This is a genomic window from Pseudarthrobacter woesei (assembly GCF_055412745.1).
Window position 1 is genome coordinate 48,192 of sequence record NZ_JBVAYU010000015.1, and the last position, 26,609, is coordinate 74,800.

Consider the following 26,609-nt stretch of genomic DNA (forward strand, 5'->3'; position numbering starts at 1 on the left):
CCGGCCGGTCCGCGGGCACCACCCGGACACATTCCACCCAGCCCTACCCGGGCACCCTAATGAGAGTTAGAGCGGATGAAACACATACCTTGGAAAACAGCGCTCGGAACAGTGCTGTCCGCGGCGCTCATCGCAGCGCCGCTGGCGGCCGTACCGGCGTTTGCCGTGGAGGCCTCCCCGGCAGCGGCTGGCGCTTCGCCGGTCATCATCAACGAGGCATACCTCAGCGGCGGCAGCGCCGGAGCGGCCTTCAAGAGCAAGTTCGTGGAGCTGTACAACACCTCGGACGCCGCGGTGCCACTGGATGGCTGGTCACTCCAGTACCGTTCGGCCACCGGCACCGGCGCCCCCGGAAACGTCGTTCCCCTGACCGGAAGTATTCCCGCCAAGGGGTTCTATCTGATCAAGGCCGCCGGCAACTCCCCGACGTCCACGGCCCCGGATCTGCCGGCGGCAGACCTGGACGCCGGCACCAGGTTCGCCCCCAGCGGGACCACCGGCACTATCGTGCTCGCCAAGCAGGTCGTTGCGGTCAACCCGCTGGCAACCGGTTCGGTCATCGAGCCCGCAAACGTTGCGGATCTGCTCGGCTACGGCGGCTCCAACACCTTCGAAACCCAGGTGGCCAAGGCTCCGTCGAACACCTCCGACGTCAAGAGCATCAACCGCAGCAACGGCGCGGACAGCAACAACAACGTCGCTGATTTCACCCTCAACACGGCCATCACCCCAAAGACCGCCAACGGCACCATCGACCCCGGCCCCGTCGACCCGGGCCCGGTCACACCTCCGGCCGCCAAGACCATCGCCGAGATCCAGGGCAACGGCGCGTCCAGCCCGCTCGTCGGATCTGCGGTCACCACCCGCGGTAAGGTCACCGCCACGTTCCCCACCGGCGGATTCTCGGGCTACTACGTCCAGACACCGGGCACCGGCGGCGATCTGACGCCGGCCAACCACACGGCGTCGGACGCCATCTTCGTCTTCTCGCCCTCAACGGTTGGCTCGGTCCAGATCGGCGACCATGTCGAGATCACCGGCGCCGTCAGTGAATTCTTCGGCATGACCCAGGTGACGGTTGCCGCCTCGGCGGACCTCAAGAAACTCGCCGAGGCCGCCCCGGAGGTCAAGGCCACCGGTTTTGCCCTCCCGGCCGACGAAGCCTTCAGGGAATCCCTCGAAGGCATGCTGCTGACCCCGCAGGGTCCCGTGACCGTCTCCGACAACTATTCGCTGAACCAGTATGGCGAAATCGGCCTGGCCGGGGGAACCACCCCGCTGGAGCAGCCCACCGCCGTCGCACCCTTCGGTTCCGCCGAATACAGCGCAACCGTCGCCGCCAATGCCGCCCGCGGCATCAAGCTCGACGACGGCGCCACCACCAACTTCCTCAAGGACGCCACCACCAAGGACCAGGTGCTTCCTTACCTGACCGCGGCGGACCCCGTCCGGGTTGGTGCGCCTTTGAGCTTCAAGACCAACGTAGTGCTCAGCTACGCGAACAACGCCTGGAAGTTCCAGCCGTTGACTCACCTGACCGCCGCCAACGCTGACGCAGTCCAGCCGGCAAGCTTCGGCGCCACCACCCGCACGGAGGCTCCGGCGGCCGTCGGCGGCAACCTGAAGATCGCCTCGTTCAACGTGCTCAACTACTTCCCCACCACCGGGGACACGCTGACGGGCTGCAGCTACTACACGGACCGCGCCGGCAACCCGATCACCGTCCGCAGCGGCTGCGACGCCCGCGGCGCCGCCAACGCCGAGAACCTGTTGCGCCAGCAGGACAAGATCGTCGCCGCCATCACGAAGTCCGGTGCCGACGTGGTATCCCTCATGGAGATCGAGAACTCGGCACAGTTCGGCAAGAACCGTGACGATGCCCTGGCCAAGTTAGTTGACGCGCTGAACATCGCCACGCCGGGGATCTGGGACTACGTCCGCACGCCCGCCAATGCACCCCCGCTGGCGGACGAGGACATGATCCGCACCGCCTTCATCTTCAAGAAAGCCGTGGCGGAGCCGGTGGGCGAGTCCGTCATCCACAACGACACCGTCGCTTTCGCCAGTGCCCGCAAGCCGATGGCGCAGGTCTTCAAGCCGGTCGGCGCCTCCGATGACAAGAAGTTCATCGCGGTGGCCAACCACTTCAAGTCCAAGGGCTCGGCCGCCACCCCGGAGGACACCGACAAGGGCCAGGGCGCCTCGAACCTGGCCCGCACCGCGCAGGCCAAGTCCCTGCTCGCGTTCTCCGACGAGCTGCAGACGTCCAAGGGCACCGACAAGGTCTTCCTGATCGGCGATTTCAACGCCTACGCCAAGGAAGACCCGATCAACGTCTTCACCGCCGCGGGCTACGTCAATCAGGACGAGAAGGCCAAGAACGCCGACGGTTCCGCGAAACACTCCTACCTCTTCGGTGGACTGGTGGGCTCGCTGGACCACATCCTCGCCTCACCGGGCGCCAACGCCGTCGTCACCGGCGCGGACATCTGGAACATCAACTCCGTGGAGTCCGTCGCCCTGGAGTACAGCCGCTACAACAACAACGTGACCGACTACTACGCCGCGGACCAGTTCCGGGCGAGCGACCACGATCCGGTGGTGGTGGGCCTGAACCTGCCCGTCACCCCCGCCAGCGTTGAGCTGAACTTCCTCGGCATCAACGATTTCCACGGCCGCATCGATACCAACACCGTGTTCTTCGCGGGGACCATCGAGAAGCTGCGGGCCGCCGCGGCCCCCGGCGCCACGGCGTTCCTCTCCGCGGGCGACAACATCGGCGCCTCCCTGTTCGCCTCCGCCGTGGCCAAGGACCAGCCGACCATCGAGGTGCTGAACGCCCTCGACATGCGGACCTCGGCCGTGGGCAACCACGAGTTCGACGGCGGCTGGGCGGACCTGCGCGACCGCGTTATCGCGGGAGGCACAAATGCCAAGTTCCCGTACCTGGGCGCCAACGTCTACAAAAAGGGCACCACCGAGCCGGTCCTGCCGGAGTACACGGTGCTCGACATGAACGGCGTCAAGGTCGCCGTGATCGGCACCGTCACGCAGGAAGTGCCCTCCCTGGTCACTCCCGCGGGCATCGCCGATCTCGAGTTCGGCGACGCCGTGGACGCCATCAACCGGGTTGCCGCGAAGATCAAGGCGGACAAGCTCGCCGACGTGATCATCGTGGAGAACCACGACGGCGCCGGATCCGGCGCGCCCGAAGGCTCCACCCTGGCGCAGGAAGTCGCCGCCGGCGGCCCCTTCGCCAGGATGGTCACCGATGTCACCCCGGATGTTGCGGCTATCTTCAACGGCCACACCCACAAGCAGTACTACTGGGACGCTCCGGTCCCGGGCGCCCCGGGCAAGACCCGCCCGATCGTCCAGACCGGCAACTACGGCGAGTACATCGGCCAGATCCGGCTCACCATCGACACCAAAACCATGTCGGTCACCGGATACAAAGCCGGCAACGTCAAGCGCACCACCTCCCTGGAGCAGCCTGCTTCGGATCTGTTCCGCGACTACCCGCGGGTCGCCGCGGTCAAGACCATCGTGGACAAGGCACTTGCCGATGCCGCAGCCGTCGGCAACCAGCCGGTCGGCACGGTGACTGCGGATATCACCACCGCGTTCGGCGGCTCCCCGGCAGTGCGCGATGACCGCGCGAGCGAATCCACCCTGGGCAACCTTGTGGCGGACTCGCTTGTGGACGCCCTCAAGGCTCCGGATCTGGGCGCTGCCGAGATCGGCGTCGTCAACCCGGGCGGCCTGCGCAACGAGCTGTACTTCGCGCCGGACGGGACCATCACCTACGCCGAGGCCAACGCGGTCCTGCCGTTCGTGAACAACCTGTGGACCACATCCCTGACAGGGGCGCAGTTCAAGACGCTTCTGGAGCAGCAGTGGCAGACCAACCCGGACGGCACGGTCCCCAGCCGCGCCTACCAGCAGTTGGGCCTGTCCAAGAACGTCAACTACACCTACGACGCGGCCCGCGCCGCCGGCGACCGGATCACCTCGATCCGGGTCAACGGCACGGTGATCGATCCGGCGAAGTCCTACCGGATCGGCACGTTCAACTTCCTGGCAACGGGCGGCGACAACTTCCGCATTTTCACGTCCGGCGCCAACACGAAGGACTCCGGACTGGTGGACCGCGACGCGTGGATCAAGTACCTGCAGGCACACAACCCTGTGGCGCCGGACTTCGCACGCCGCTCCGTGGCCGTGGTGAACACCACCGCCGCCGAGGTCAAGGGCGGGGACGCCATCACCTTGGCCGTCTCCAAGCTGGACCTCACCTCGCTGGGCAGCCCGGTCAACACCTCGCTGCGCGCCGAGTTCACAGACGCGAAGGGCGCCGTGACGGCCCTTGACACGGTACCGGTGTCCGCCGGTGCAGCCACGGCGAATGTGAAGGTTCCCGCCGGCGCAGCCGCCGGCACGGGCACCCTGGTGCTCACCGGCGCCGAATCCGGCACCGTGGTGAAGGCGAGCGTCCAGGTCGCGGCCAGCACCCCGGTCCCGCCGACGTGCACCGCGCCGGTTCCGCCGACGAAGTGGTACGACTTCAAGGGCTGGATCAAGTACACGATTGCCTGGGTCCAGTACCAGAGGTGCCTCAGGGGCTAGTTTCCCCGCCCTGACCCAGTGAGCATGCCCTCCCCCGGGCTGCAGCAACGGACATAATGCCTATATGTCCGTTGCTCAGCCCAGACGGAGGGCATGCTCATTTCTTGTTGCTGGCAAGTAACCGGGTGGCGGTTGCCAGCGCGGAGCATGCCCTCCCCCGGGACGCAGCACCGGACATAATGCCTATATGTCCGTTGCCCAGTCCGGACGTGGGGCATGCTCATTTTCGTGAGCGGGCTCAGGACCCGAGGATGGTGCGGGCGATCTCATCGGCGTCGCGCAGGGTGCGCTGGCCGCTGCGGTAGACGGGTCCGTCCTTCTGCTCGGCTTCGGCCGCGATGGCGGTCCCCCACTGCGTGGCGGAGAGCTGCAGCCCGAGGGCATAGAGACCGTCGGTCACGGAGCCGTTCGCGCCCAGCGGCCGGTACGGGTGCGGGATGACGTCCAGGCCTGAGGTCTGCACCGGCGTGCCCTCCACCGTCATCATGAGGCGCGGGCGCACCAGCCCCTCGGCGAGCAACTGTTCCAGCAGCGGTGACTCGTTGACTGCCACCAGGTTGGCCGGAGCGAGCGCCTCGACCATGGCCACTGCCGCCACGGCGTGGTCCCGGGGATCGCATTCCGGGCCACCGGACGGTCCCGCGCCGCCGCTGCCGACCCACGGGGATACCGCGGTGAACGTCCCGGCCCTGCGGTCCACCCCGAACTTGGGGTCCGGCCCCACAAAGCGGACGACGCCGGCACGCACCAGGGCGGCGAGCTGTTCGGCACGAAGCGCGGGCGGGCCGCTGGCGAGTCCTTCCACGAACGATTCGAACCAGCCGCGGAGCCCGGCCACCCATGACTCGTCGGTGATGCCGCCGTCAGCCACTGCCGTCTTGAGCACCGCGCGGCCATGGTGCAGGGCGCCGATGGCCATCTTCACCGGGTCGTCCTCCCCGAGGGCGGAACGCCGGGCGTCATCGAGCAGATAGTCCACCACAGCGGCATCCAGTTCGGCCCGGGACGCGAAGGACCGCCCGGCGAGGGGCGCCGCCAGGCCAAGCAGGTCCAGCCGGTGCGCGGCGCGGACATGCGCCCCGATCACGGAGTCCACGGCGTCCACCCATTTGGCCGTCGTGTGCGCATGGGGGTGCAGGGACTCCGCCAGAGCCCGCAGGAACTCCTCCGGATCGGTGAGGATGGCGCCCGGCTGCGAGCGCGCAAGTGTCGAGTAGTAGGCCCAGAGCGCATCGCGGTGCAGGAGCGGCCAAAGATCATGGTCGAAGGCCGGCCGGATGCCTGCCCCGGCGAACTTCGCCAGCGCGCTCTCGGTGAAGTAGCGCAGCGTCACGGCCGCGGGGTAGTACCCGGCGAGGGTGGCCTTGGCCCGGTACGGGGTGCCGCGGCGCGAGGCGGCGATGATGTGAGGTTCGCGCCCGGAGGGCAGGTAGCTGAGCCCGCCGTCGTCCCCGGCCACGAACCGCCCGCCGCGGCCCTCGGTCAGCTGGCCCATGGCGTCGAAGAAGTTCAGGCCCATGCCGCGCACCAGCACGGGTTTGACCGCCGGCACGCGGGACCAGTCGACGTCGGCCGGGGCCGCCGGCGGCAGGTACAGCAGCCCGAGCTCCTCGGCGGCGGACCGCAGCTCCCGCTGTTCCGGGTTCAGCCGGGACTCAAGGTGTCCCAGGGCCAGCACCACGGCGTCGACGGTGAGCACCGCGCCGCCCGCAAGTTCGACGTCGAAGATCGTCCGTCCGTTGTCCCCCGCGGCAGCAGCATGCCGGACGGACGTCGCCGTCGTCTCGTGGAAGACCACGGTGACGCCGGCGGGCAGGCGGCCGATCAGCTGCTCGATTGTGGAACGGAGGTAGCGCCCGTACAGGGCGCGGCTGGGGAAATCCGCGGAGCCCAGTCCGGAGAGCTCGGCGCGTTCCTCGGCGTTCAGCGAAGGATGGGGGTCCTGCTGCTGGAGTTCGCGCCACCGGTCAAAGGTGTGACCTGCCAGTGGCGGCGCAAGATCCGGGTCCTCGGGAACCACCGTGGGATAGAAGGACTGCGTGTTCATCAGGTACAGCCGGGACTGGCCGGGCTGCCAGACGTGTCCCGGGCCCGCGGGGTAGGGATCAATGACATCGATGTGCAGGGTGTCGCCGGGGGTGGCCGGGGTCCAGTTGGCGAGCAGCCGCTCCAGCACGCTCGTGCCCCGGGGGCCGGCGCCTATCAGTGCCGTCCGGATGCTCTGCGATATGCCCACGGCATCCAGCGTATCCGTATGCGGCCTGCGCACCGGACCGGTGGCGTGACTTGCTACCGGTGCGCGGATGTTGCTTGGATGGGAAAATGACTGCCACTGAAGCTGCTCACCAACCCCCGCCCGACCCCATTGACGAGAACATCTGGCTCGAGGACATCCACGGCGGGCAACAGCTGGCCTGGGTCCGTGAACAAAACGCCCGCACCGAGGACCTGCTCGAGGACGCGGAGTACGCCGAGCTCCAGGGCCGGATCCTGGAGGTCCTCGACTCCACCGACCGGATCGCCATGGTGGGCAAGCACGGCCGGTGGTACTACAACTTCTGGAAGGACCGGCACAACCCCAAGGGCCTGTGGCGCCGGACGGGCTGGGAGAGCTACCGGGGCGGATCCCCCGAGTGGGAAACCCTGCTGGATGTGGACGCCCTGGCCGCCGCGGAAGGCGAGGAATGGGTCTTCCACGGCGCCAATTTCCTCCGCCCGGCCGACGGCGGGCCGCACCGGCTGGCGCTGCTGGCACTCTCCCCCGACGGCGGCGACGCGAACCGCTACCGGGAGTTCGACGTCGAGTCCCGCAGCTTCGTGGACCCCGCCGCCGGCGGCTTTGACCTCCCGACGGCGAAGGGCAACGCCTCCTGGCTGGACGAAGACACCCTGCTGGTAGCCACCACGGCGCAGGGGCTTCCCAGCACCACGTCGTCCTATGCCCGGACCGGTGTGAAGCTGCGACGCGGGGGCTCCCTGGCCTCGGCCGAGCGGCTGTTCGACATCCCCGAAGACCACATGATGGCGCTCGTGGCCCACGACTCCACCCCCGGCTTCGAGCGGACCTTCGCCGTGGATTGGGTCAGCTTCTTCGAGAAGAGCACGTCGGTGCTGCGCGACGGGCAGTGGGTGCAGTTCGATGTCCCGGCGGACGTGAACCTGAGCGCACACCGCGAATGGCTGTTGTTCCGGCCGCAGCAGGACTGGACCGTCAACGGCACAGCGTACCCGGCGGGCTCCCTGCTCGCGGCCAATTTCGAGGCCTTCCTGGCCGGCGGCCGGGAGCTGTCCGTGCTGTTCACCCCGGACGCGCACACCTCCCTGCAGTCCTGGAGCTGGACGCGGGACTTCCTGCTGCTCAATCTGCTCCGCGACGTCTCCTCGGAGATCCGGGTCCTCGATCCGCAGCACACCGGCACCGACGCCGCCTGGGCCTCCACCGCGCTGGACGCCTGCCCGCCGCTGCACGATGTCAATGCCTACGCGGTGGACGACGAAGACAAGGCCGGCGACTTGGTCGATGACGGTACCGGGGGCTCCGCACCGGTGTCCGGGGCCGAAGCCCCCGGCGCGGGGAACGATTTCTGGCTCGTGGCCACCGGTTTCACCACACCGAGCACCCTCACCCGGGGCACGCTCAAGCGTGCCGCCCCGGGCGGCGCCGTGGCCAGCTCGCACGAGGTGATCAGGACCTCGCCGTCGTTCTTCAACGAAGCGGACTACGAGGTCCAGCAGCACTTCGCGGTGTCGAAAGACGGCACCCGCGTGCCGTACTTCCAGGTGGCGTCCAAGGACCTGGTGCTGGACGGGCAGAACCCCACCCAGCTCTCCGGTTATGGCGGCTTCGAGATCTCCCGGACCCCGGCCTACAGCGGTGCGATCGGCCGCGCCTGGCTGGAACGGCGCACCCGGGAATCCGCGGGCCACGAGGAGGATGCCCCGCATACCCGCGGCGGCGTCTACGTCGTGGCCAACATCCGCGGCGGCGGCGAATACGGGCCGTCCTGGCACCGCGCCGCACTCCAGGAGAACCGGCACAAGGCCTACGAGGACTTCGCCGCCGTGGCCCGGGACCTCATCTCCCGCGGCGTCACCTCGCGAGAGCGCCTGGGCTGCGTGGGCGGTTCCAACGGCGGGCTGCTGGTAGGCAACATGCTCACCCAGTACCCGGAACTCTTCGGCGCCGTGTCCTGCGGGGTGCCGCTACTGGACATGCGCCGCTATACAAAGCTGTCCGCCGGGTACTCCTGGATTGCCGAATACGGCGACCCTGATGCGCCCGAGCAGTGGGAATTCATCAGGACGTTCTCGCCGTACCATCTGCTCCGGGACGGGGTGGACTATCCGGAAACGTTCATCTGGACGGCCACCTCGGACGACAGGGTCGGTCCCGTCCAGGCCCGGAAGATGGCCGCCCGGATGCAGGCGATGGGCATCCCCAACGTCTGGTTCCACGAGGCGCTCGAGGGCGGCCACGCGGGGGCTTCGGACAACCGCCAGGCCGCGGCCCTGCAGAGCCGCAGCCAGCACTTCCTGTGGCGTGCACTGGCCGGCCGGGAAGCCTGAGGCCGGCCGGTCCCCGCGTCAGGGCAACGCGGGGTCACTTCCGGCCCATCCGGAGGCCTGACATGGGCGCGATGTGACCCCGCGTTGGCCGTTTTGCGCTGCATGCCCCCTTCTGCGTATTCTTGGTGGGCTAGTTATTAGCAAATGGAGACGTGCCAGAGCGGCCGAATGGGCTTCACTGCTAATGAAGTGTGGGGCAAAACTCCACCGGGGGTTCAAATCCCCCCGTCTCCGCGTTTGGCCCCGGTCCCTGGACCGGGGCCTTTTGCATGCCCGAGCAACATCGCCGGGCGCCGGGTGCCGGTGTGTGCCGCCGCGCGGGCAGATCAGGGCGGATCGGCGCCCCACATTCGCCCTGATCTGCCCGCGGGCTTCGGGCAGTCCGCCGCGGCGCGTCCGGGTGCCGGACACCGGGCGCCTTCCCGGCCGGCCGGATGGCAGGATAGGCCCATGTCGAGCAACAACGCGTTTGACGCGATCATCGTAGGCGGCGGCCACAACGGCCTGGCCGCGGCAGCATACCTGTCCCAGGCCGGCCGCAGGGTCCTGCTGCTGGAGAAGCTCGAGCACCCCGGCGGTGCCGCGGTGTCCGCCCAGGCGTTCGACGGCGTCGACGCCCGCCTTTCGCGGTACTCCTACCTCGTGAGCCTCCTGCCGCAGCAGATCGTCGACGACCTCGGACTGCGGATCCGGCTGGCACGGCGCCGCTATTCGTCCTATACCCCGGACCCGAACAACGGCGACCGGGCCCTGCTGATCGACAACGAGGATGCCGCGGCCACCGCCGCGTCCTTTGCCGCCGTCGGCGCTCCCGACGGCGACTTCCGCGCCTTCACTGAGTTCTACGCCGGTTGCCGCCAACTCACCGAGGCCCTGTGGCCCACCATGACCGCGCCACTGCGGACGAGGTCCGAGGCCCGCGCCCTGGCAGTCCAGGCCGGGGCGGCTGAAGCCTGGGAGGCCATGATCGAACAACCGATCGGGAAGGCGATAGCCGACGGGTTGCAGCACGATCTGCTCCGCGGCGTGGTCCTGACCGATGCGCTGATCGGCACGTTCTCCCGGGCGGACGATCAGGACCTCCAGCAGAACATCTGCTTCCTCTACCACCTGATCGGCGGCGGAACCGGCGACTGGGACGTTCCCATCGGCGGCATGGGCGCGGTGTCCGGGGAGCTGGAACGCGCCGCCCGCGCCGCCGGCGCAACCATCCGGACGTCCGCGGACGTCACGGCAATCGGTCCCGGCGGTGTGGTCGGATACCGCCACGACTATGCGGACCACAACGCCACGGCGCAGTGGGTCCTAGCCAACGTGGCTCCCGTGGTGCTGGACCGGCTCCGGAACTCCGGCGCCGCAGCAGGCTCCCCTGCGCCGCGCACCACTGAGAACCCCAATCATCTGCGCGAGGGCGCCCAGGTCAAGGTGAACCTGCTGCTCAGGAGGCTCCCCCGGCTGCTGGATGAAAGCGTGAGTCCGGAAGCGGCATTCGGCGGGACGTTCCACATCAATGAGACCTGGTCACAGCTCGACGCCGCCTACCTCAGTGCCGCCGCCGGAACCGTGCCCGATCCGCTGCCGTGCGAAATCTACTGCCATTCCCTCACCGACCCCAGCATCCTCTCCCCGGAACTCCAGGCCTCCGGGGCCCAGACCCTCACGGTCTTCGGACTGCATGTCCCGGACCGGCTGATCACGGCCGACAACAACGAGCAACGGCGCGCGGAGCTTCAAGCCGCCGTGCTGAAGTCGCTGAACTCCGTGCTGGCCGAACCCGTCGAGGAACTGCTGCTGGCCGGCCCGGACGGCCGGCCCTGCATCGAAACCAAGACCACCCTGGACATCGAACGGGCCGTCGGCATGCCCCGGGGCAACATCTTCCACGGCGGACTCGACTGGCCCTTCGTGGAGGACGACGCGCCGCTGGACACCCCCGCACTGCGCTGGGGTGTGGCGACCGATGACCCGCAGATTCTGCTCTGCGGCTCCGGTGCGCGGCGCGGAGGTGCCGTCAGCGCCATCGGCGGGCACAACGCGGCGATGGCGGTGCTGGAATCAGACCCGGCTCCGGGCTCCTGAGCACCATGCCCGGTCATGCCCTTCCCGCTGGGCCCTGGCTCAGCTGGCCCCGGGCTCGGCTCAGCCGGCCTGGCCAAGCACCAGCGGCAGCACCGCCCCGGCGCCCGCGAGCCTGAGGGCACGACCGGCGACGGTCACGGTCCAGCGGCTGTCAACCAGGTCGTCGATGAGCATCACGCTCTGACCCTGGATCCCGGCCAGGGCCGCTTCCAGTTCCGGTCCCACCACGAGCCGGTCCCAGACCCCGGCCAGCCGGTAGGCGCTGTTTCCGCCGCGCCCGCCCGTCGGTCCGCCGTGCTGGAGCTGCAGCTGCCCCAGGTACGGGATCCGGCCGATCTCCGAGATGCCCCGGGCCAGGGAATCCACGAGCGCCGGCTTTCCGCGGGACGGGATGCTGATAATCGCGGCGGGACGGCCTGCCCCGCTCCAGCCCGGTGTGCGCGCGTCTCCGGTGCCCCACTCGCGCAGGACCTGGACGCAGGCCTGCAGCATGCCGGGATCCACCGTGCGGTCCGGTGCTCCGGCGGCGAACGCCTCGCGCAGGGCGCCACCCCAGCCGAGGTCCGTGAGCCGGGCCAGTGCCCGGCCGTTGGCGAGGCTTTCCTCGGGCTTGATCTTGCCCTTCACCGGGACACCCAGCCGGTCCATGCCGCTGGGCCACTGCAGCCGCGGTTCCAGCGGCACGCCCGCGCGGCTCAGCGTCTGGCCCGCAGCTTCGGTGGCGGAGGCGGAGATATCGGCCGGGAACCACTGGCCGGCGCAATTGTCGCAGCGGCCGCAGGCGTGCGCGGTCTCGTCGTCCAGGACCGAGGTGATGTATTCCATCCGGCAGCCCGCGGTGTCTTGGTAGATCACCATGGAATCCTGCTCGTCCACCCGGGCCTCGGCGATCCGGCTGTACCGCACGGCGTCGTAGCTCCACGGCTGCCCGGTGGAGCGCCAGCCGCCGCCGACCCGCTCCACGGCCCCGTCCACGGCCAGCACCTTCAGCAGCAGCTCCAGCGGAGTCCGGCGCAGGTCAACCCGCGCTTCGAGCGCCACCGTGGACACTGCGGTCCCCGCTTCGGCGAGGGCTGTCAGCACGGCGGCGGCCTTCTCCTCCGACGGCATCGACGCCGTAGCGAAGTACTGCCAGATGTCGCGGTCCTCGGAGCCGGGCAGCAGGATCACATCGGCGTTGGCGGCGCCACGGCCGGCACGACCGACCTGCTGGTAGTACGCCACCGGCGAGGACGGCGCGCCCAGGTGCACCACGAACCCGAGGTCCGGCTTGTCGAACCCCATGCCGAGGGCGGACGTGGCCACGAGGGCCTTGACCTGGTTGTCCTTAAGCAGCTGCTCGGCGCGTTCGCGGTCCGCCGGGTCGGTGCGGCCGGTGTAGGCGAGCACCTCGTGCCCGGCCTCGGCCAGGAGCCGTGCGGTGTCCTCGGCCGCGGACACGGTGAGGGTGTAGATGATGCCGCTGCCGGGCAGGTCTTTCAGGTGCGTGAGCAGCCAGCCGAGCCGGTCGCGGGAGTCGGGCAGGGTCAACACGCCGAGGCGGAGCGACTCCCGGCCCAGGGCGCCGCGGATGGTGAGCACGCCCGTGCCCAGCTGTTCCTCGATGTCGTGGACCACCCGGGAGTTGGCGGTGGCGGTGGTGGCCAGCACCGGAACGGAATCCGGCAGCTGCGTGATCAGGTCCGCGATGCGCCGGTAGTCCGGGCGGAAGTCGTGCCCCCAGTCCGAGATGCAGTGGGCCTCGTCGATGACCAGGAGCCCGGTGCGGCGGATCAGTTCGGGCAGCTGGTTTTCGCGGAAGGACGGGTTGGTGAGCCGTTCCGGTGAGACGAGCAGGACATCGACCTCGTCGGCCGCGAGCTGTTCGCGGACGGTGTCCCAGTCCAGCTGGTTGGCGGAGTTGATGGCCACGGCGCGGACCCCGGCGCGGGCGGCAGCCGCCACCTGGTCGCGCATGAGGGCCAGCAAAGGGGACACGATCAGGGTGGGTCCAGCGCCGCGGCGGCGCAGGAGCAGGGAGGAGACAAAGTACACGGCCGACTTTCCCCAGCCGGTGCGCTGAACGACGAGGGCGCGCCGGCCGCCGTCGACCAGGGCCTCAATGGCCTCAAACTGGCCGTCGTGGAACTCCGCGGCTGGGTGCCCGACCAGCTCGCGCAGCACTTCCTGGGCCTGTTCCCGCGTCCCGGCAACCCCGGCGGAACCGGAGGCAGGAGCGGGGTTGGAGGCGGAAAGGACGGCAGCGTTCTGGTTATTGGCCATTGCTTCAGTATCCCAGTCCCCTCTGGCAGCTACGTAGCCCGGTGCCCGGACATGTGGACAATCACACCAGCGCTGCGCTGTCGCGCGCCGGCACTGCTCCTCCACAGGGCAATCCGGCGTCAACGTAAGATAGGACGCGTGACTACGGAAAAGACAAAGACTTTTGACCTATCGGCCTCCTTCAAGGCCTACGACGTGCGCGGCATTGTGGGCGAATCCATTACCGCCGAAATCGTCGAGGCAGTGGGGGCTGCGTTCGTCGACGTCCTGCAGCTGGAGGGCCAGACTGTGCTGGTCGGCGGCGACATGCGCCCCTCCTCCCCCGAGTTCAGCAAGGCCTTTGCCAACGGCGCGGCCCGCCGCGGCGCCAACGTCCAGCTCCTCGACCTGATCTCCACGGACGAGCTCTACTACGCCTGCGGCGCCCTCAACGCAGCCGGCGCCATGTTCACCGCGAGCCACAACCCGGCCGAATACAACGGCATCAAGATGGCCAAGGCCGGCGCCGTACCGATCTCCTCCGAATCCGGGCTCCTAGAGATCCAGGCCCTGGCCGAAAAGTACCTCAATACCGGCTCCATCCCCGCCGCCGCCAGCCGCGGCCTCATCGGCGTGCACGATGTCCTGAAGGGCTATGCCGAGTACCTGCGCAGCCTCGTGGACCTCAGCGGATCACGGCCGCTGAAGGTCGTGGTGGACGCCGGCAACGGCATGGCCGGCCTCACCACGCCTGCGGTGCTCGGCGGTGCCCTGCTGCCCAAGCTGCCGCTGGAGATCGTCCCGCTGTACTTCGAGCTGGACGGCTCTTTCCCGAACCACCCCGCCAACCCGCTGGAGCCGGAAAACCTGCGCGATCTGCAGGCCGCCGTCGTCGAGCACGGCGCGGACATCGGGCTGGCGTTCGACGGCGACGCGGACCGCTGCTTCGTGATCGATGAGAAGGGAGACCCTGTCTCCCCCTCGGCCGTCACCGCGATGGTGGCCCGCCGCGAGATCGCCCGCGCACAGGGCTTGGGCGAGGAAAATCCCACTGTCATCCACAATCTGCTGACCTCCCGCGCTGTCCCCGAGCTGGTGGAGCGCCACGGCGGCCGCGCGGTCCGCACCCGTGTGGGCCACTCCTTCATCAAGGCCGTTATGGCCGCGGAAGGTGCTATCTTCGGCGGCGAGCACTCGGCGCACTTCTACTTCCGCGACTTCTGGAACGCAGACACCGGAATGCTGGCGGCGATGCACGTCCTGGCGGCCCTCGGCGAGCAGGACGGACCACTGTCCGGGCTGGGCCGCGAATACGAGCCCTACATGTCCTCGGGTGAGATCAACTCCGAAATCGAGGACAAGGCCGCGGCAATCGAGCGGGTCCGGCACGATTTCCTCACCGAGGACGTCGAGGTGGACTACCTGGACGGCAGCACCTTCATCGCCACGGACGGCAGCTACTGGTTCAACCTGCGCCCCTCCAACACCGAGCCGTTCCTCCGCCTGAACGTCGAGGCCACGGACAAAGCCACCATGGAGCGCGTCCGTGACCGCGTCCTGGCGATGGTCCGGGGCTAGGCGGGATGCCCGGAATGTCCTCGGAAATGTCCGAAATCCCCGCTGACTCCTGGCGTGACTCGGTCCCCGAGGCCAGCGCAACCGATCTGGAGAACCTGCTCGGCACCGGCGTCGGCGCCGCCCAGGAACAGCTCGAGCGCAACGGCGGTTTCCTGCCGTTTGCCCTCGTGGTCGAGAACGACGGCGAGGTCCGGCTGGTAGCCGTGACCCCCGCCGACGCGGCCGAGGGCACCGACGCGGACTTCGATGCCGATTCGATGATCGGCGACCTCACCGAACTGCTCCGGCAGCACCGGGACGAGTTCCGTGCCGCCGCCGTCGTCTGCGACATCACCCTGCTCGAGGAAAACTCGGACGCCATCCATGTGGCCGCCGAACACCGCGACGGTTCGCTGTTCGCCGCGGTGCTGCCCTACGCGGCGAACCCCGCTACGCGCGAGCTGGAGTTCGGCGAGCTCTCGGCCGATGCGAACCAGCCCGGCGTCTGGGTGGACTAGACCGGCCGTAAGCTGGTGTTATGAAGATCAACGCCTTCGCGGATGTCAGCCTGCGGGCCATGATGGTGCTCGCGGCCGCGCCCGACGGCGACCTTCTCACCACCCAGAGCATCGCCGACGCCGTCGCAACGCCTTATAACCATGTCAGCAAGGCGATGGCGAAGCTGCGCGAACTGGGCATGATCGACGTCGAGCGCGGCCGCCACGGCGGTTCCCGGCTCAGCAGCGCCGGCCGGCTGGCCACGGTGGGCCGGCTCCTGCGCCAGCTGGATACCCGGGCTGACCCGGCAGACTGCGTCAGCGCCGCCGGGGCGTGTCCGCTGATCAACGAATGCCTGCTCCGCGGCGCCCTGTCCCGCGCCCGGGAGGCCTTCTACAGCGAACTGGACGAGATCGTCGTCGCGTCGCTGCCGACCTCGCGGCAGATGATGCCGGTGTTCCAGGCGATCGGGCTTCGCCCGGGTCTCTGAGCCGCCCCCGGCGCGCCACGCCCGGGAATCCCGCCGATTTGTGCAACTTTTCTACTCCCTGTAGAACAGAGGTATAAATACTCGTATTTCAAATGCATGTATTTTCATCGGTCCGGCAGAAGACCCCCGGGCCACTATCTCAGGAGTCAGTATGCTCTCGGACAAATCCTTCCCCGTCATCGAGGCCACCCTGCCGCTGGTCGGTTCCCGGATCGGGGACATCACGCCCAAGTTCTATGCCCGCCTCTTTGCCGCCCATCCGGAGCTCATGGACGGACTCTTCAGCCGCTCCAACCAGCGCTCCGGCAACCAGCAGCAGGCCCTGGCCGGAAGCATCGCCGCTTTCGCCAGCCATCTGGTCAGCAACCCGGGCACCCTGCCGGAGACCGTCCTGTCCCGCATCGCCCACCGCCACGCCTCCCTCGGCATCACCGAACCGCAGTACCAGGTGGTCTACGAGCACCTCTTCGCCGCCATCGCCGAAGACCTGGCCGAGGTCATCACCCCGGAAATCGCCGAGGCCTGGACCGAGGTGTACTGGCTCATGGCCGACGCGCTGATCAAACTCGAAAAGGGCCTCTATGCCGCGCAGGCCAACGGCGTGATGTGGAGCCCCTGGAAGGTCGCCGCCAAGGCCCCCGCCGGCACCGGCTCCATGACCTTCGCCCTGGAACCGGCCGACGACACCCCCATCACCGCCGCCCTTCCGGGCCAGTACGTCAGCGTCAAGGTCACCCTCCCGGACGGCCTGCGCCAGGTCCGCCAGTACTCGCTGTCCGGCGATGCCGGCGCCAGCCGCACCTTCACCACCAAGCTCGATGACGGCGGCGAGGTCTCCCCGGTACTGCACAACACCGTGGAGGTCGGCGACATCCTCGAGATCTCCAACCCCTACGGCGAGATCACGCTCAAGGACGGCGACGGCCCCGTCGTTCTGGCCTCGGCCGGCATCGGCTGCACGCCCACCGCGTCCATCCTGCGCTCCCTCGCCGAGTCCGGCTCGGACCGCCAGGTCCTGGTCCTGCACGCAGAAAGCGACCTGGACAGCTGGGCACTGCGCTCCCAGATGACGGACGACGTCGAGCGCCTCAACGGCGCCGATCTCCAGCTCTGGCTGGAGCGCCCGGTCGCCGGAACCAGGGAGGGCTTCATGTCACTGCGCGAAGTGGACCTGCCCGCCAACGCCTCGCTCTACCTGTGCGGCCCGCTGCCCTTTATGAAGAGCATCCGCAATGAGGCCATCAACGCCGGCATCCCGGCCACGAAGATCCACTACGAGGTCTTCGGGCCGGACATCTGGCTCGCGAGCTAACCGCCCTGGCCCGCGCGTGGGCAGATCAGGGCGAATGCGAGGAGGATATCCGCCCTGATCTGCCCGCGCGGCTCATCACCCGAAATCGCGGCACGCACGACGGCGGCCCCGCACCTTTCGCAAGGTGCAGGGCCGCCGTCGTTGTTTGGCGTCGATCCGGAGTATCCCCCGCCGGCCCGTCACCTCACATCAACCTCATGTCACGACGGCGGCCCCGCTCAGGCCCGCGCGTGGGCAGATCAGGGCGAATGCGAGGAGGATATCCGCCCTGATCTGCCCGCGCGGCTCACCACCCGAAATCGCGGCACGCACGACGGCGGCCCCGCTCAGGCCCGCGCGAATCCAGCTGGATCTGCCCACCGGATCTGCCCGGGGAGCACAGAAAAGCGGCCCCGCACCTTTCAAAGGTGCGGGGCCGCCGTCGTACTAAAGGAACCTCAGCCGCCGAGGGTTCCCCGGCGGAGCGAAGCGAGGGAGGCGCTGGGGCCGCTAGCTGAGGCGCTCCTTCAGGCCATCGAGCTCGGAGCGCAGGGCCTCCGGCAGCGAGTCACCGAACCTGGCGTACCACTCTTCGATGGAGGCCAGCTCGGCGGCCCATTCCTCGGGGTCGACGCGGACGGCATCCTCCACGTGGGAGTGCGTCAGGTCGAGTCCGGTGAGGTCCAGGGAGCCGGCGGCCGGCACAAAGCCAATGGGGGTCTCGACAGCGGCAGCCTTGCCCTCGATGCGCTCGATAGCCCACTTGAGGACGCGTGCGTTGTCACCGAACCCGGGCCAGGCGAAGCCACCGTCGGCCGTGCGGCGGAACCAGTTGACCAGGAAGATCTTGGGCAGGCGATCCTGGTTGGCCTTGGCGGAGAGATTAACCCAGTGGTTCAGGTAGTCACCCGCGTCGTAGCCGATGAACGGCAGCATGGCCATCGGGTCGCGGCGCAGCACGCCCACCTGGCCTGCGGCGGCGGCGGTGGTCTCGGAGGAGAGCGTGGAGCCCATAAAGACGCCGTTGGACCAGGTGCGGGACTGGGTCACCAGCGGAATGGTGGTCTTGCGGCGGCCGCCGAACAGGATCGCGGACAGCTCGACGCCGTCCGGGCTGAAGTATTCCTCGGCCAGCATGTCGATCTGGGAGATCGGGGTGCAGAAGCGGGAGTTCGGGTGCGCCGCCGGCTTGTCCGAATCGGGGGTCCAGGAGTTGCCCTGCCAGTCGGTCAGGTGCGCGGGGGTCTCGTCGGTCATGCCCTCCCACCAGACACCGCCGTCGTCCGTGAGGGCGACGTTGGTGAAGATGCTGTGGCCCTTGGCGATGGCGCGCATGGCGTTGGGGTTGGTGCCCCAGCCGGTGCCGGGGGCGACGCCGAACAGGCCGGCCTCCGGATTGGTGGCGCGCAGTTCGCCTTCCTTGCCGATCCGCATCCAGGTGATGTCGTCACCGAGGGTTTCGACTTTCCAGCCCTCGATCGTCGGATCCAGCAGGGCGAGGTTGGTCTTGCCGCACGCGGAGGGGAAGGCAGCCGAGACGTAGTATGACTTCTTCTCGGGTGAGGTGAGCTTGAGGATGAGCATGTGCTCGGCGAGCCAGCCTTCGTCCCGGGCCATCACGGAAGCGATGCGCAGGGCGTAGCACTTCTTGCCCAGCAGGGCGTTGCCGCCGTAGCCGGAGCCGTAGGACCAGATGGAGCGCTCCTCGGGGAAGTGCACAATCCACTTGTCCGGGTTGCAGGGCCACGCGACGTCGGCGTGGCCGGCGGCCAGCGGGGCCCCCAGGGAGTGCAGGGCGGGGACGAAGAAGGCATTCGTGGCGGTGATGCGGCCAAGGACCTCGGTGCCGATCGTGGCCATGATGCGCATGGAGGCGACCACATAGGCGCTGTCCGTGATCTCCACCCCGAACTTGGGATCCTCGGCGTCAAGGTGGCCCATAACAAACGGGATGACGTACATGGTGCGGCCACGCATGGAGCCGGCGAACAGGCCGCGCAGCTTCTCCTTCATCTGGGCCGGAGCCATCCAGTTGTTGGTGAAGCCTGCATCGCGTTCCTGCTCGGAGCAGATGAAGGTCTGTTCCTCGACGCGGGCCACATCGGCGGGATCAGAGAATGCCGCGAAGGACTTGGGGAAAAGTTCCTCGTTCAGCCGGGTCAGCGTGCCCGCGGCCACGAGTTCGTCCGTGAGCCGGGTGTTCTCCTCTTCGGAACCGTCGACCCAGTGGATCCGGTCCGGCTGGGTCAGTTCAGCCACCTCTTCAACCCACGCCAGCAGGCCGGCATGTGTGGTGGGTGCCTTTTCAAGCAACGGCAGTCGCGCCAGATCTCCCATTACGGTTCCCTTCCTCGGGTTCATTCGTGTGTCCTAAATGCTAGGTGCCGCGCGGGGCCCAGCTTCGGGCCCAGACAGGGGATGACCGGGACCGCCAGAATCAAAACCGCGGAAATTCAAGGAAGTACCCTGCCGTTCCCTGCCTATTTTGTGACTAAGGTCACGTAGACCGGTCTAGTCAGCCAGATTACACCCATTTCGATTTGTAACTACAGCCCCACCTCGCGTAAAGTAATTCGAGGTTCGGGGGGCGAGAAGCTCCAAGAACCGAAGATGCGCCCATAGCTCAGCTGGATAGAGCGCCTGTCTACGGAACAGGAGGCCGGGGGTTCGAATCCCTCTGGGCGCACACATTGAAATAGACACAAGAAGAAGATCCGCACCGGTCCGCCGGTGCGGATCTTCTTCGTTTAAACCCCCGGCGGAGCGGACCGCGTTACTGCGTGACGTAGCGGGCTATTCGACGCCGGATCCCGTCGAAGTGGGCGTTGAGCCGTCCGGCTGCCAGCATCTTGTCCCCCGCGGCCACGGCCTCGTAGATCCCCCGGTGCCGTGCCGCCTCCGCTATGGGATCCACGGCGTCCGTGCCGCCAAGCTCGATATGGATCCGGCGGTAGACCGTCCAGAAGACGCCCAGCAGGCTGATGAGCAGTCCGTTGTCCAGCGGTTCGAAGAGCCTGCGGTGGAAGTCCGCGTCGGCTTCGACGAAGTGCTCCCCTGACCCGGCGAGGGATTCCATCCGGAGTACGGCCTCCTCGAGTGCGGCCAGCTGCTCCGGCGTTATGAGCTCCATGGCGGCCCCGATCAGCCCGCACTCCAGCGCCTGCCGCACCTCGACGAGCTGCCGGGCTTCCTGCCCGTGATGCCGCAGGGACAGGCGGCCCCGGAACGTGAGGCCGTCGGTCAGGGCATCAAAGTTGCTGGGGGCCACGAACATGCCGAAGCCGTGCCGGATTTCAATCACGCCCAGGGCCTGGAGGACCTTGAGGGACTCCCGCAGCGTGTTGCGGCCCACCCCCAGGGCCGTGGACAGCTCGTTTTCGGTGGGCAGCGGATCTCCGGCCTCCAACCCGCGGTCCAGGATCAGGTCCATGATGTGGGACTGCAAGGCGCGGAGCCGCGCGTGAGCACTGAACCTCGCCTGCGGCCGAGGATTGCCTGCTGTCGCATTGCCGGCGGTCAAGGCCATGGTTCCTCCCCCAGATATCGATTCAACAGTAGCGGTGGTCCCACGTCCTGCAAAGGGCCCATCCCGGCGGAATCCGCGCCGGCGCCGCCCCGGAACCGACACCCCCGGCCCCCTCCTCGGGCGGTCACAGCCCGGGCGTAGGCTTTTGCCATGACGGCACAGCTTGAGCGGGAATTCGATGTCATTGTGATCGGCGCCGGCGCCGTGGGCGAAAATGTGGCGGAGCGTGTGGTCCGGGGCGGACTCACCGCGGTGCTGATCGAAGCCGAGCTGGTGGGCGGCGAGTGTTCCTACTGGGCCTGCATGCCTTCCAAGGCACTGTTGCGGCCAGGCACCGCACTCCATGGCGCCCAGACGGTCCCCGGCGCCGCGGAGGCCGTCACCCGGACCCTGGCCGTGGCCGCCGTCCTGAAGCGCCGCGATTCCTTCACCTCCAACTGGCAGGACGACAGCCAGGTCACATGGGTGGAGGAGACCGGGATCGAGCTGATCCGCGGCCACGGCTGGATCACCGGTCCGCGGAAGGTGGAGGTCGCCGGACTGGACGGCAACAGCTACGCGCTCTCGGCGCGGCACGCCGTCGTCGTCGCGACGGGGTCCGCCCCCAATGTGCCGCCCATCGAAGGACTGGCCGACGTCGAGTACTGGACCACGCGGGAGGCGACGTCGGCCCGGGAGATTCCCGCACGGCTGGCCGTGCTCGGCGGCGGAGTTGCCGGCACGGAACTGGCCCAGGCCTACGCGCGGCTGGGCGCCGCGGTGACGCTCGTGGCACGCGGCGCGCTGCTGGGGATGTTCCCGGCGGAGGCCGCCCAGCTGGTCGCGGCGGGCCTGCGCGCGGACGGTGTCGAGCTCCACCTCAACACCGCCACCACGAGCGTCAGCGAAAACGACGACGGCTCCCTCACCCTGGTCCTCGACGGCGGCGGCACCGTCACGGCGGACAAGCTGCTCGTCACCACCGGCCGGCACCCTGCACTGGAAGGGATCGGACTGGAGAGCGTGGGACTCGCCGCCGCGGACGGCAAGAGCCTGTTGCTCGGCACCGATTCCACCGGCCTGGTCGCCGGAACAACAGACGCCGGAACACCAGGCGGGCCCTGGCTCTACGCCGCCGGCGATGCCGCCGGGAAGGTCATGCTGACCCACCAGGGCAAATACGAGGCACGCGCCACCGGCGACGCCATCGCTGCCCGGGCCAGGGGCGAGCTCCACGGCGAGCCGGCACCCTGGAGCCGTTACGCGCAGACCGCCGATGACCATGCCGTGCCCAACGTCGTCTTCACCGACCCGGAGCTGGCCAATGTGGGCCGGAGCGTGCAGCAGGCGGAAAAGGACGGTTTCCGGGTCTCCTCCGTGGAGCTTCCCATCCAGGTGGCCGGGTCCTCGCTGCACGCCGAGCACTACGCCGGCTGGGCCCAGCTGGTCATCGACGAGGAGCGCAAGGTCCTGCTCGGCGCCACCTTCGCAGGCCCCGATGTGGCCGAGCTGCTGCACGCCGCCACCATCGCCGTTGTGGGCGAGGTCCCCCTGGACCGGCTGTGGCATGCCGTGCCGTCCTACCCGACCATCAGCGAGGTCTGGCTCCGGCTGCTCGAGGAGTACGGGCTCTGAGCACGTCCGGCGCGGCACACCCGTGCCGGCCGTCCGGGCGGCACACCGGGCGGGCCGGAAGATCCGCTTCATCACAGCCTCCGCATCTTATTTGAACTGACTGGTCAGTTCAGTTAGCCTTGAAGCAGACATTCTTCTGCGAAAGGCTCCCCTTGCTCCGCGTGCACCAGCTCTCCGTGAACGGCCGACGGACCGAGCTGCTGCCGGCCACGTCGCTGCAGGCCGGGCGCGGCGAGCTCCTGCTGGTCTCCGGCAACCGCCAGGACCAGCGCACCGCTCTGGCCCTGGCCCTCAGCGGGCGCCTGAAAGCCTCCGGCGGCCGCTTTGACTGGGACGGCACGGAGTGGGATCGCAGCGCCCGGATCAAGACCCTGCGGCAGGCGAGCGCCGTGGTGGACTCCCCCGGGGTGAATGAACCCGAGCAGCACCTCAGCGTCCGGGACCTCGTCACCGAGGACCTGGCCCTGGTCCCCCGCCGCTACCGGGGCCCGCTGCTCAGCAAGCCCTGGCTCAAGGTCAACCGCTTCGAGGACATCGCCGGGCTGTGGACCGAGCAGCTCCCGGCCGCCCGACGGATGGAGCTGCTCACGGCCCTGGCCCTCGCCAACCCGCACACTGACCTGCTCGTGGTCGACTCCCCGGACCGGCACGGCCCCGATCCGGCCGACTGGCTGCCGCGGCTTGAGTCCCTGGCGTACGACGCCGGGCGGCCGCTCGCCGTCGTCGCTACCGTCATGTGCGTCCCGGCTGGCTGGACCGGGCCCGTTGTCTCCATCGGGAACGCAGCCGCGATCGGCCACGCGGGCTCCCTTGCTGACGAAGACCTTTCTCATGACGGACCCGCAACACTGAATATTAAGGACGCAAAGTGACTGTGCTGCGGCTGGCCCGCTCCGAACTCAAGCGCATGACCGGCGGGCTGCTGCCCAAGCTGACCATCCTGGCGCTCGCCATGGTGCCGCTGCTGTACGGCGCCGTTTACCTCTATGCCAACTGGGATCCCTACGGCAAGCTGAACCAGATCGACGCGGCGCTTGTGGTGGAGGACACCGGCGCACCATCGGCCGACGGAACCCGGCTCGAGGCCGGCCGGAAGGTCGCCGACAGCCTGGTGGACGGGCACGTCTTCAACTGGCAGACGGTCGCCGGCACGGCGGAAGCGGACCAGGGCGTCAGCAGCGGCAAGTACGCCTTCGCCCTCAAGATCCCCAGGGACTTCTCCGCGAACCTCGTCTCGCCCGGCAGCTTCGACGCCGCCAACCAGGCCATGCTCAACGTCACCACCAACGACGCGAACAACTACCTGCTGAGCACCATCGTGGACAAGCTCACCACCGCCGTGCACACCACCGTGGCCACCGAGGTGGGCGAGGAAACCGCAAACCAGCTCCTCACCGGGTTCGGGAGCATCCACGCCCAGATGCTCAAGGCTTCCGACGGCGCCGGGAAACTCGCCGACGGCCTCGCCAGCCTCCACGACGGGACGGCCACCCTGCACCAGGGCACGGGCGGGCTCAAGAACGGCGCCGCGGAGCTCTACAGCGGCCAACTCAAGCTCCGGGACGGCGCCAACGCGGTCAGCAGCGGCGCCGGCCAACTCAGCGACGGACTCACGCAGCTCAAAGACAAGACCGCCACCCTGCCGGCCGACACACGCCAGCTCGCGGACGGCGCAGCGCAGGTGGCGGCCGGGAACGCGGCACTCAACTCCAAGGTGCAGGGCCTGGCGGGCCAGCTCACCGCCTCCGAACAGGCTTCCGCCCAGGCGCAGCGCAACCGGGTGACGGCCTCCAACAGCCGGCTCGTCTCGGCCGGCGCCATCACCCCGGCCCAGGCGGAGGCCATCCTGGCGGACTTCGATGCCAACGCAACCCCGCCCGCGTCCGCGGGCCCCGCGGCTTCCCTCAAGACTGCAGCAGGACAGATCCAGCAACTGGCGGACGGGTCCGCTGCCGTCAGTGCAGGGGCGGCCAGGCTGGCGGGTGCCACCCCCGCCCTCGGCGGCGCCATCAGCCAGGCATCCACCGGCGCGGACCAGCTGTCCAGCGGTGCCGCCACCCTCGCCGCCGGGCAGCAGGGCGCGCTCGACGGTTCCGCAAAACTCGCCGAAGGTGTCCAGAAGCTCGACGACGGTGCGGCGCAGCTGGAGACCGGGGCGGCCACGGCCTCCGACGGCGCAGGCAACCTCGCCGGTGAACTCGCCAAGGGCGCCGGCCAGGTCCCTAACCCCGACGACACCCAGAAGAACAGCCTCGCCAAGGTGATGGCGGATCCGGTGGCCGTCAGCAACGTCTCGCAGGCCAAGGCCGGTTCCTACGGCGCGGGCCTCGCCCCCTTCTTCCTCACCCTGGCCCTGTGGATCGGCGTGTTCATGCTGATCCAGGCGATGCGGCCGGTCACCCAGCGGGCGCTTGCGTCCAACGCCCCGGCGTGGAAAATCGCCGTCGGCGGCTGGCTGCCGTTCCTGGCCGTCTCGGCCGTCCAGGCGAGCCTGCTCACCCTTGTGGTGGATGTGGGGCTGGGCCTGAATCCGGCCCACCCGTGGCTGATGTGGTTCCTCATGCTGGCCGCCGCGATGGCGTTCAGCGCGATCATCCAGGGCGTGGTGGCGCTGCTGGGATCCCCCGGTAAACTGGTGGTGCTCATCCTGCTGGTTCTGCAGCTGGTCTCCTCCGGAGGCACTTTCCCCTGGCAGACTACGCCCCAGCCGCTCCATGTGGTGCACCAGCTCCTGCCCATGGGGTACGTGGTCAACGGCATGCGGCACCTAATCTACGGCGCGGACCTTGCCGTCATCCTGCCCACCATGCTGGGGCTGCTTGGCTACACTTTGCTGGGTACCGCCATGTCCACCCTGGCCGTGCGGAAGCACAAGTACTGGACCCTCAAGACCCTGAAACCGGAGATCGCCGTATGAGCAGCCGAACCGACAGCAGCACGGCGTTCTCCGGCGACGCGGACACTCCGGCGGGAACCGCGAAGAAGCTCCGGCCCGCCCGCACCAACGCGACCAGGCAGAAGCTGTTCGAGGCTTCGATGGAACTGATCGGAGAGCGCGGCGTAGCCGGGGTGACGGTCGACGAGATCGCGGCGGCCGCCGGGGTCTCCAAGGGCACGGTGTACTACAACTTCGGCAGCAAGTCGGACCTGATCGCCCAGCTGCTGCGCCACGGCGTGGATATCCTGCTGGCACGCCTCCTGAGCGTCCGGGACGATTCGGCCGACCCGCTCGTGGCGATGGACGGGATGATCGGCCAGGCCATGGACTTCATGGACGAGTACCCGTCCTTTGCCCGGCTCTGGGTCAGCGAGAACTGGCGCACCCCCAGCGAGTGGCAGGACACCTTCACCGAGCTCCGCGGACGGCTGCTCGCCGTGGTCGGAGCCGCCATCGACGGGGTGGCTGCCGTCTACCCGGTGGATCCCGCCGTGTCCCGGGGCAGCCTGGAGACCGCTATCTTCGGGGCCTGCTTCGTGGTGGGCCTGGACCGGCAGACGTATAACCCGGAGCGGACCCGGCAGCAGAGTGTCGCCGCGATTATGGCGTCCATGCGCGGCTACCTCGTGAAGTAGCCCTTCTCGGGGATGATTGGTCCCATGCGCCACATGGGTATCAGCGGCAAGATTGCCATCGGAGCTTTTTTCGCTGCCCTGGCGCTGCTGGCGCTGACCGGCATCACGCTGCACGAGACGGTGGGCCTGTGGTTCCTGGCCGCCGCCGTTGCGGCCTACGTGGCGTGCGTGGCCGAGGTGGTCATCCGCCGGCGGCACAGGACCCTGGTGGCGAGCGGGATTGGCAGTATCCTCGTCATCGCGTTCGGCATCGCCTTCCTGCGGCAGTGGGGGCTGGCGTTCAACGCCGATCCGGATGCCATGTCCGCCCGGGTGGATTCCGATCGTCCGGACCTGTACTTCTACCTGGCGGCGGCCTCCGGCGCGGCCACGCTGCTCCTGCTGTTTGCCGGCACGGTACTCCCAGGACGGGGTCCGCGCGGCGCCGCCTATGCCCCGCGTCGCCGCCCGGCGTCGACCGCCAGGGGCGCCGCCCCCCGGAGACCCGCCACCCGGTCGTCCGCGTCCCGGCAGGCCCCGAGGGACGCGGCCGCCAGGCCGGCGCCGCC

At 68.7% G+C, this 26,609-nt stretch carries 16 protein-coding genes and 2 tRNA genes; 14 read left to right on the forward strand and 4 right to left on the reverse strand.

Annotation, left to right across the window (positions count from 1 at the left end):
• The first annotated feature begins 75 nt into the window (after positions 1 to 75).
• Complete coding sequence (locus ACZYZE_RS16905) at positions 76 to 4,626, forward strand: ExeM/NucH family extracellular endonuclease (RefSeq protein ID WP_463909021.1); 4,551 nt, start codon at positions 76 to 78, stop codon at positions 4,624 to 4,626.
• Between the two features lie 238 nt (positions 4,627 to 4,864).
• On the opposite strand, the gene ACZYZE_RS16910 is transcribed toward ACZYZE_RS16905, so the two are convergent.
• Positions 4,865 to 6,862 (reverse strand): FAD/NAD(P)-binding protein, encoded by a 1,998-nt coding sequence (locus ACZYZE_RS16910; protein ID WP_463909023.1) that lies wholly within the window; start codon positions 6,860 to 6,862, stop codon positions 4,865 to 4,867.
• Between the two features lie 86 nt (positions 6,863 to 6,948).
• On the opposite strand from ACZYZE_RS16910, the gene ACZYZE_RS16915 reads away from it, so the two are divergent.
• The 3 genes from ACZYZE_RS16915 (at position 6,949) to ACZYZE_RS16925 (ending at position 11,271) form a co-directional block, all read left to right on the forward strand.
• Positions 6,949 to 9,192, forward strand: a complete 2,244-nt coding sequence (locus ACZYZE_RS16915; protein ID WP_463909025.1) for a prolyl oligopeptidase family serine peptidase — start codon at positions 6,949 to 6,951, stop codon at positions 9,190 to 9,192.
• Between the two features lie 146 nt (positions 9,193 to 9,338).
• Positions 9,339 to 9,426, forward strand: a tRNA-Ser gene (locus ACZYZE_RS16920).
• A gap of 216 nt (positions 9,427 to 9,642) precedes the next feature.
• Positions 9,643 to 11,271, forward strand: coding sequence for a phytoene desaturase family protein (locus tag ACZYZE_RS16925; RefSeq protein ID WP_463909026.1), 1,629 nt, complete (start codon positions 9,643 to 9,645; stop codon positions 11,269 to 11,271).
• A 60-nt stretch (positions 11,272 to 11,331) separates the two neighbouring features.
• Here ACZYZE_RS16925 and ACZYZE_RS16930 read toward each other — a convergent pair whose 3' ends face one another.
• Positions 11,332 to 13,533 carry a RecQ family ATP-dependent DNA helicase gene (locus ACZYZE_RS16930; protein WP_459319511.1) on the reverse strand — a complete coding sequence of 734 codons (2,202 nt, stop codon included), beginning with the start codon at positions 13,531 to 13,533 and terminating at the stop codon, positions 11,332 to 11,334.
• 138 nt (positions 13,534 to 13,671) lie between these two features.
• Between ACZYZE_RS16930 and ACZYZE_RS16935 the strand changes: the two genes are divergently transcribed.
• The 4 genes from ACZYZE_RS16935 to ACZYZE_RS16950 all read left to right on the forward strand — a co-directional run bounded on the left by ACZYZE_RS16935 (position 13,672) and on the right by ACZYZE_RS16950 (position 17,369).
• On the forward strand, positions 13,672 to 15,090 hold the full coding sequence (locus ACZYZE_RS16935) for a phosphomannomutase/phosphoglucomutase (RefSeq protein WP_463909027.1): 1,419 nt from the start codon (positions 13,672 to 13,674) through the stop codon (positions 15,088 to 15,090).
• 26 nt (positions 15,091 to 15,116) lie between these two features.
• Positions 15,117 to 15,587 (forward strand): hypothetical protein, encoded by a 471-nt coding sequence (locus ACZYZE_RS16940; protein ID WP_463909028.1) that lies wholly within the window; start codon positions 15,117 to 15,119, stop codon positions 15,585 to 15,587.
• A 20-nt stretch (positions 15,588 to 15,607) separates the two neighbouring features.
• Positions 15,608 to 16,057, forward strand: coding sequence for an RrF2 family transcriptional regulator (locus ACZYZE_RS16945; RefSeq protein WP_459319508.1), 450 nt, complete (start codon positions 15,608 to 15,610; stop codon positions 16,055 to 16,057).
• Between the two features lie 151 nt (positions 16,058 to 16,208).
• Positions 16,209 to 17,369 carry a globin domain-containing protein gene (locus tag ACZYZE_RS16950; protein ID WP_463909030.1) on the forward strand — a complete coding sequence of 387 codons (1,161 nt, stop codon included), beginning with the start codon at positions 16,209 to 16,211 and terminating at the stop codon, positions 17,367 to 17,369.
• A gap of 489 nt (positions 17,370 to 17,858) precedes the next feature.
• Here the strand turns inward: ACZYZE_RS16950 and ACZYZE_RS16955 are convergent, their stop codons facing one another.
• Positions 17,859 to 19,685: a phosphoenolpyruvate carboxykinase (GTP) gene (locus ACZYZE_RS16955; RefSeq protein ID WP_459319501.1), complete on the reverse strand. Its 1,827-nt coding sequence runs from the start codon at positions 19,683 to 19,685 to the stop codon at positions 17,859 to 17,861.
• Positions 19,686 to 19,960: 275 nt separating this feature from the next.
• On the opposite strand from ACZYZE_RS16955, the gene ACZYZE_RS16960 reads away from it, so the two are divergent.
• Positions 19,961 to 20,034 (forward strand) — tRNA-Arg (locus tag ACZYZE_RS16960).
• Positions 20,035 to 20,121: 87 nt separating this feature from the next.
• Here the strand turns inward: ACZYZE_RS16960 and ACZYZE_RS16965 are convergent.
• Positions 20,122 to 20,874 (reverse strand): FadR/GntR family transcriptional regulator, encoded by a 753-nt coding sequence (locus ACZYZE_RS16965; RefSeq protein ID WP_463909032.1) that lies wholly within the window; start codon positions 20,872 to 20,874, stop codon positions 20,122 to 20,124.
• Between the two features lie 150 nt (positions 20,875 to 21,024).
• Between ACZYZE_RS16965 and ACZYZE_RS16970 the strand changes: the two genes are divergently transcribed.
• From ACZYZE_RS16970 to ACZYZE_RS16990, 5 genes are all read left to right on the forward strand, one after another.
• Entirely contained in the window at positions 21,025 to 22,488 is a 1,464-nt protein-coding gene (locus tag ACZYZE_RS16970) for a dihydrolipoyl dehydrogenase family protein (RefSeq protein ID WP_463909034.1), read from the forward strand.
• 152 nt (positions 22,489 to 22,640) lie between these two features.
• Positions 22,641 to 23,360, forward strand: a complete 720-nt coding sequence (locus ACZYZE_RS16975; protein WP_463909036.1) for an ABC transporter ATP-binding protein — start codon at positions 22,641 to 22,643, stop codon at positions 23,358 to 23,360.
• Positions 23,357 to 25,405 carry a YhgE/Pip family protein gene (locus ACZYZE_RS16980; protein WP_463909038.1) on the forward strand — a complete coding sequence of 683 codons (2,049 nt, stop codon included), beginning with the start codon at positions 23,357 to 23,359 and terminating at the stop codon, positions 25,403 to 25,405. The genes ACZYZE_RS16975 and ACZYZE_RS16980 overlap by 4 nt, the downstream gene beginning before the upstream one ends.
• Positions 25,402 to 26,061 carry a TetR/AcrR family transcriptional regulator gene (locus tag ACZYZE_RS16985; protein WP_463909040.1) on the forward strand — a complete coding sequence of 220 codons (660 nt, stop codon included), beginning with the start codon at positions 25,402 to 25,404 and terminating at the stop codon, positions 26,059 to 26,061. Before ACZYZE_RS16980 ends, ACZYZE_RS16985 begins: the two co-directional genes overlap by 4 nt.
• A 24-nt stretch (positions 26,062 to 26,085) precedes the next feature.
• Positions 26,086 to 26,609: hypothetical protein (locus ACZYZE_RS16990; RefSeq protein WP_463909042.1), on the forward strand; the 524-nt coding region annotated here is incomplete at its 3' end.

What these genes read in the sequence shown, in the direction of transcription:
- ACZYZE_RS16905 (WP_463909021.1), top strand. Translation starts at nt 76, where the DNA reads ATGAAACACATACCTTGGAAAACAGCGCTCGGAACAGTGCTGTCCGCG.
- ACZYZE_RS16915 (WP_463909025.1), top strand. Translation starts at nt 6,949, where the DNA reads ATGACTGCCACTGAAGCTGCTCACCAACCCCCGCCCGACCCCATTGAC.
- ACZYZE_RS16925 (WP_463909026.1), top strand. Translation starts at nt 9,643, where the DNA reads ATGTCGAGCAACAACGCGTTTGACGCGATCATCGTAGGCGGCGGCCAC.
- ACZYZE_RS16930 (WP_459319511.1), bottom strand. Translation starts at nt 13,533, where the DNA reads ATGGCCAATAACCAGAACGCTGCCGTCCTTTCCGCCTCCAACCCCGCT.
- ACZYZE_RS16940 (WP_463909028.1), top strand. Translation starts at nt 15,117, where the DNA reads ATGTCCGAAATCCCCGCTGACTCCTGGCGTGACTCGGTCCCCGAGGCC.
- ACZYZE_RS16945 (WP_459319508.1), top strand. Translation starts at nt 15,608, where the DNA reads ATGAAGATCAACGCCTTCGCGGATGTCAGCCTGCGGGCCATGATGGTG.
- ACZYZE_RS16950 (WP_463909030.1), top strand. Translation starts at nt 16,209, where the DNA reads ATGCTCTCGGACAAATCCTTCCCCGTCATCGAGGCCACCCTGCCGCTG.
- ACZYZE_RS16955 (WP_459319501.1), bottom strand. Translation starts at nt 19,685, where the DNA reads ATGGGAGATCTGGCGCGACTGCCGTTGCTTGAAAAGGCACCCACCACA.
- ACZYZE_RS16965 (WP_463909032.1), bottom strand. Translation starts at nt 20,874, where the DNA reads ATGGCCTTGACCGCCGGCAATGCGACAGCAGGCAATCCTCGGCCGCAG.
- ACZYZE_RS16970 (WP_463909034.1), top strand. Translation starts at nt 21,025, where the DNA reads ATGACGGCACAGCTTGAGCGGGAATTCGATGTCATTGTGATCGGCGCC.
- ACZYZE_RS16985 (WP_463909040.1), top strand. Translation starts at nt 25,402, where the DNA reads ATGAGCAGCCGAACCGACAGCAGCACGGCGTTCTCCGGCGACGCGGAC.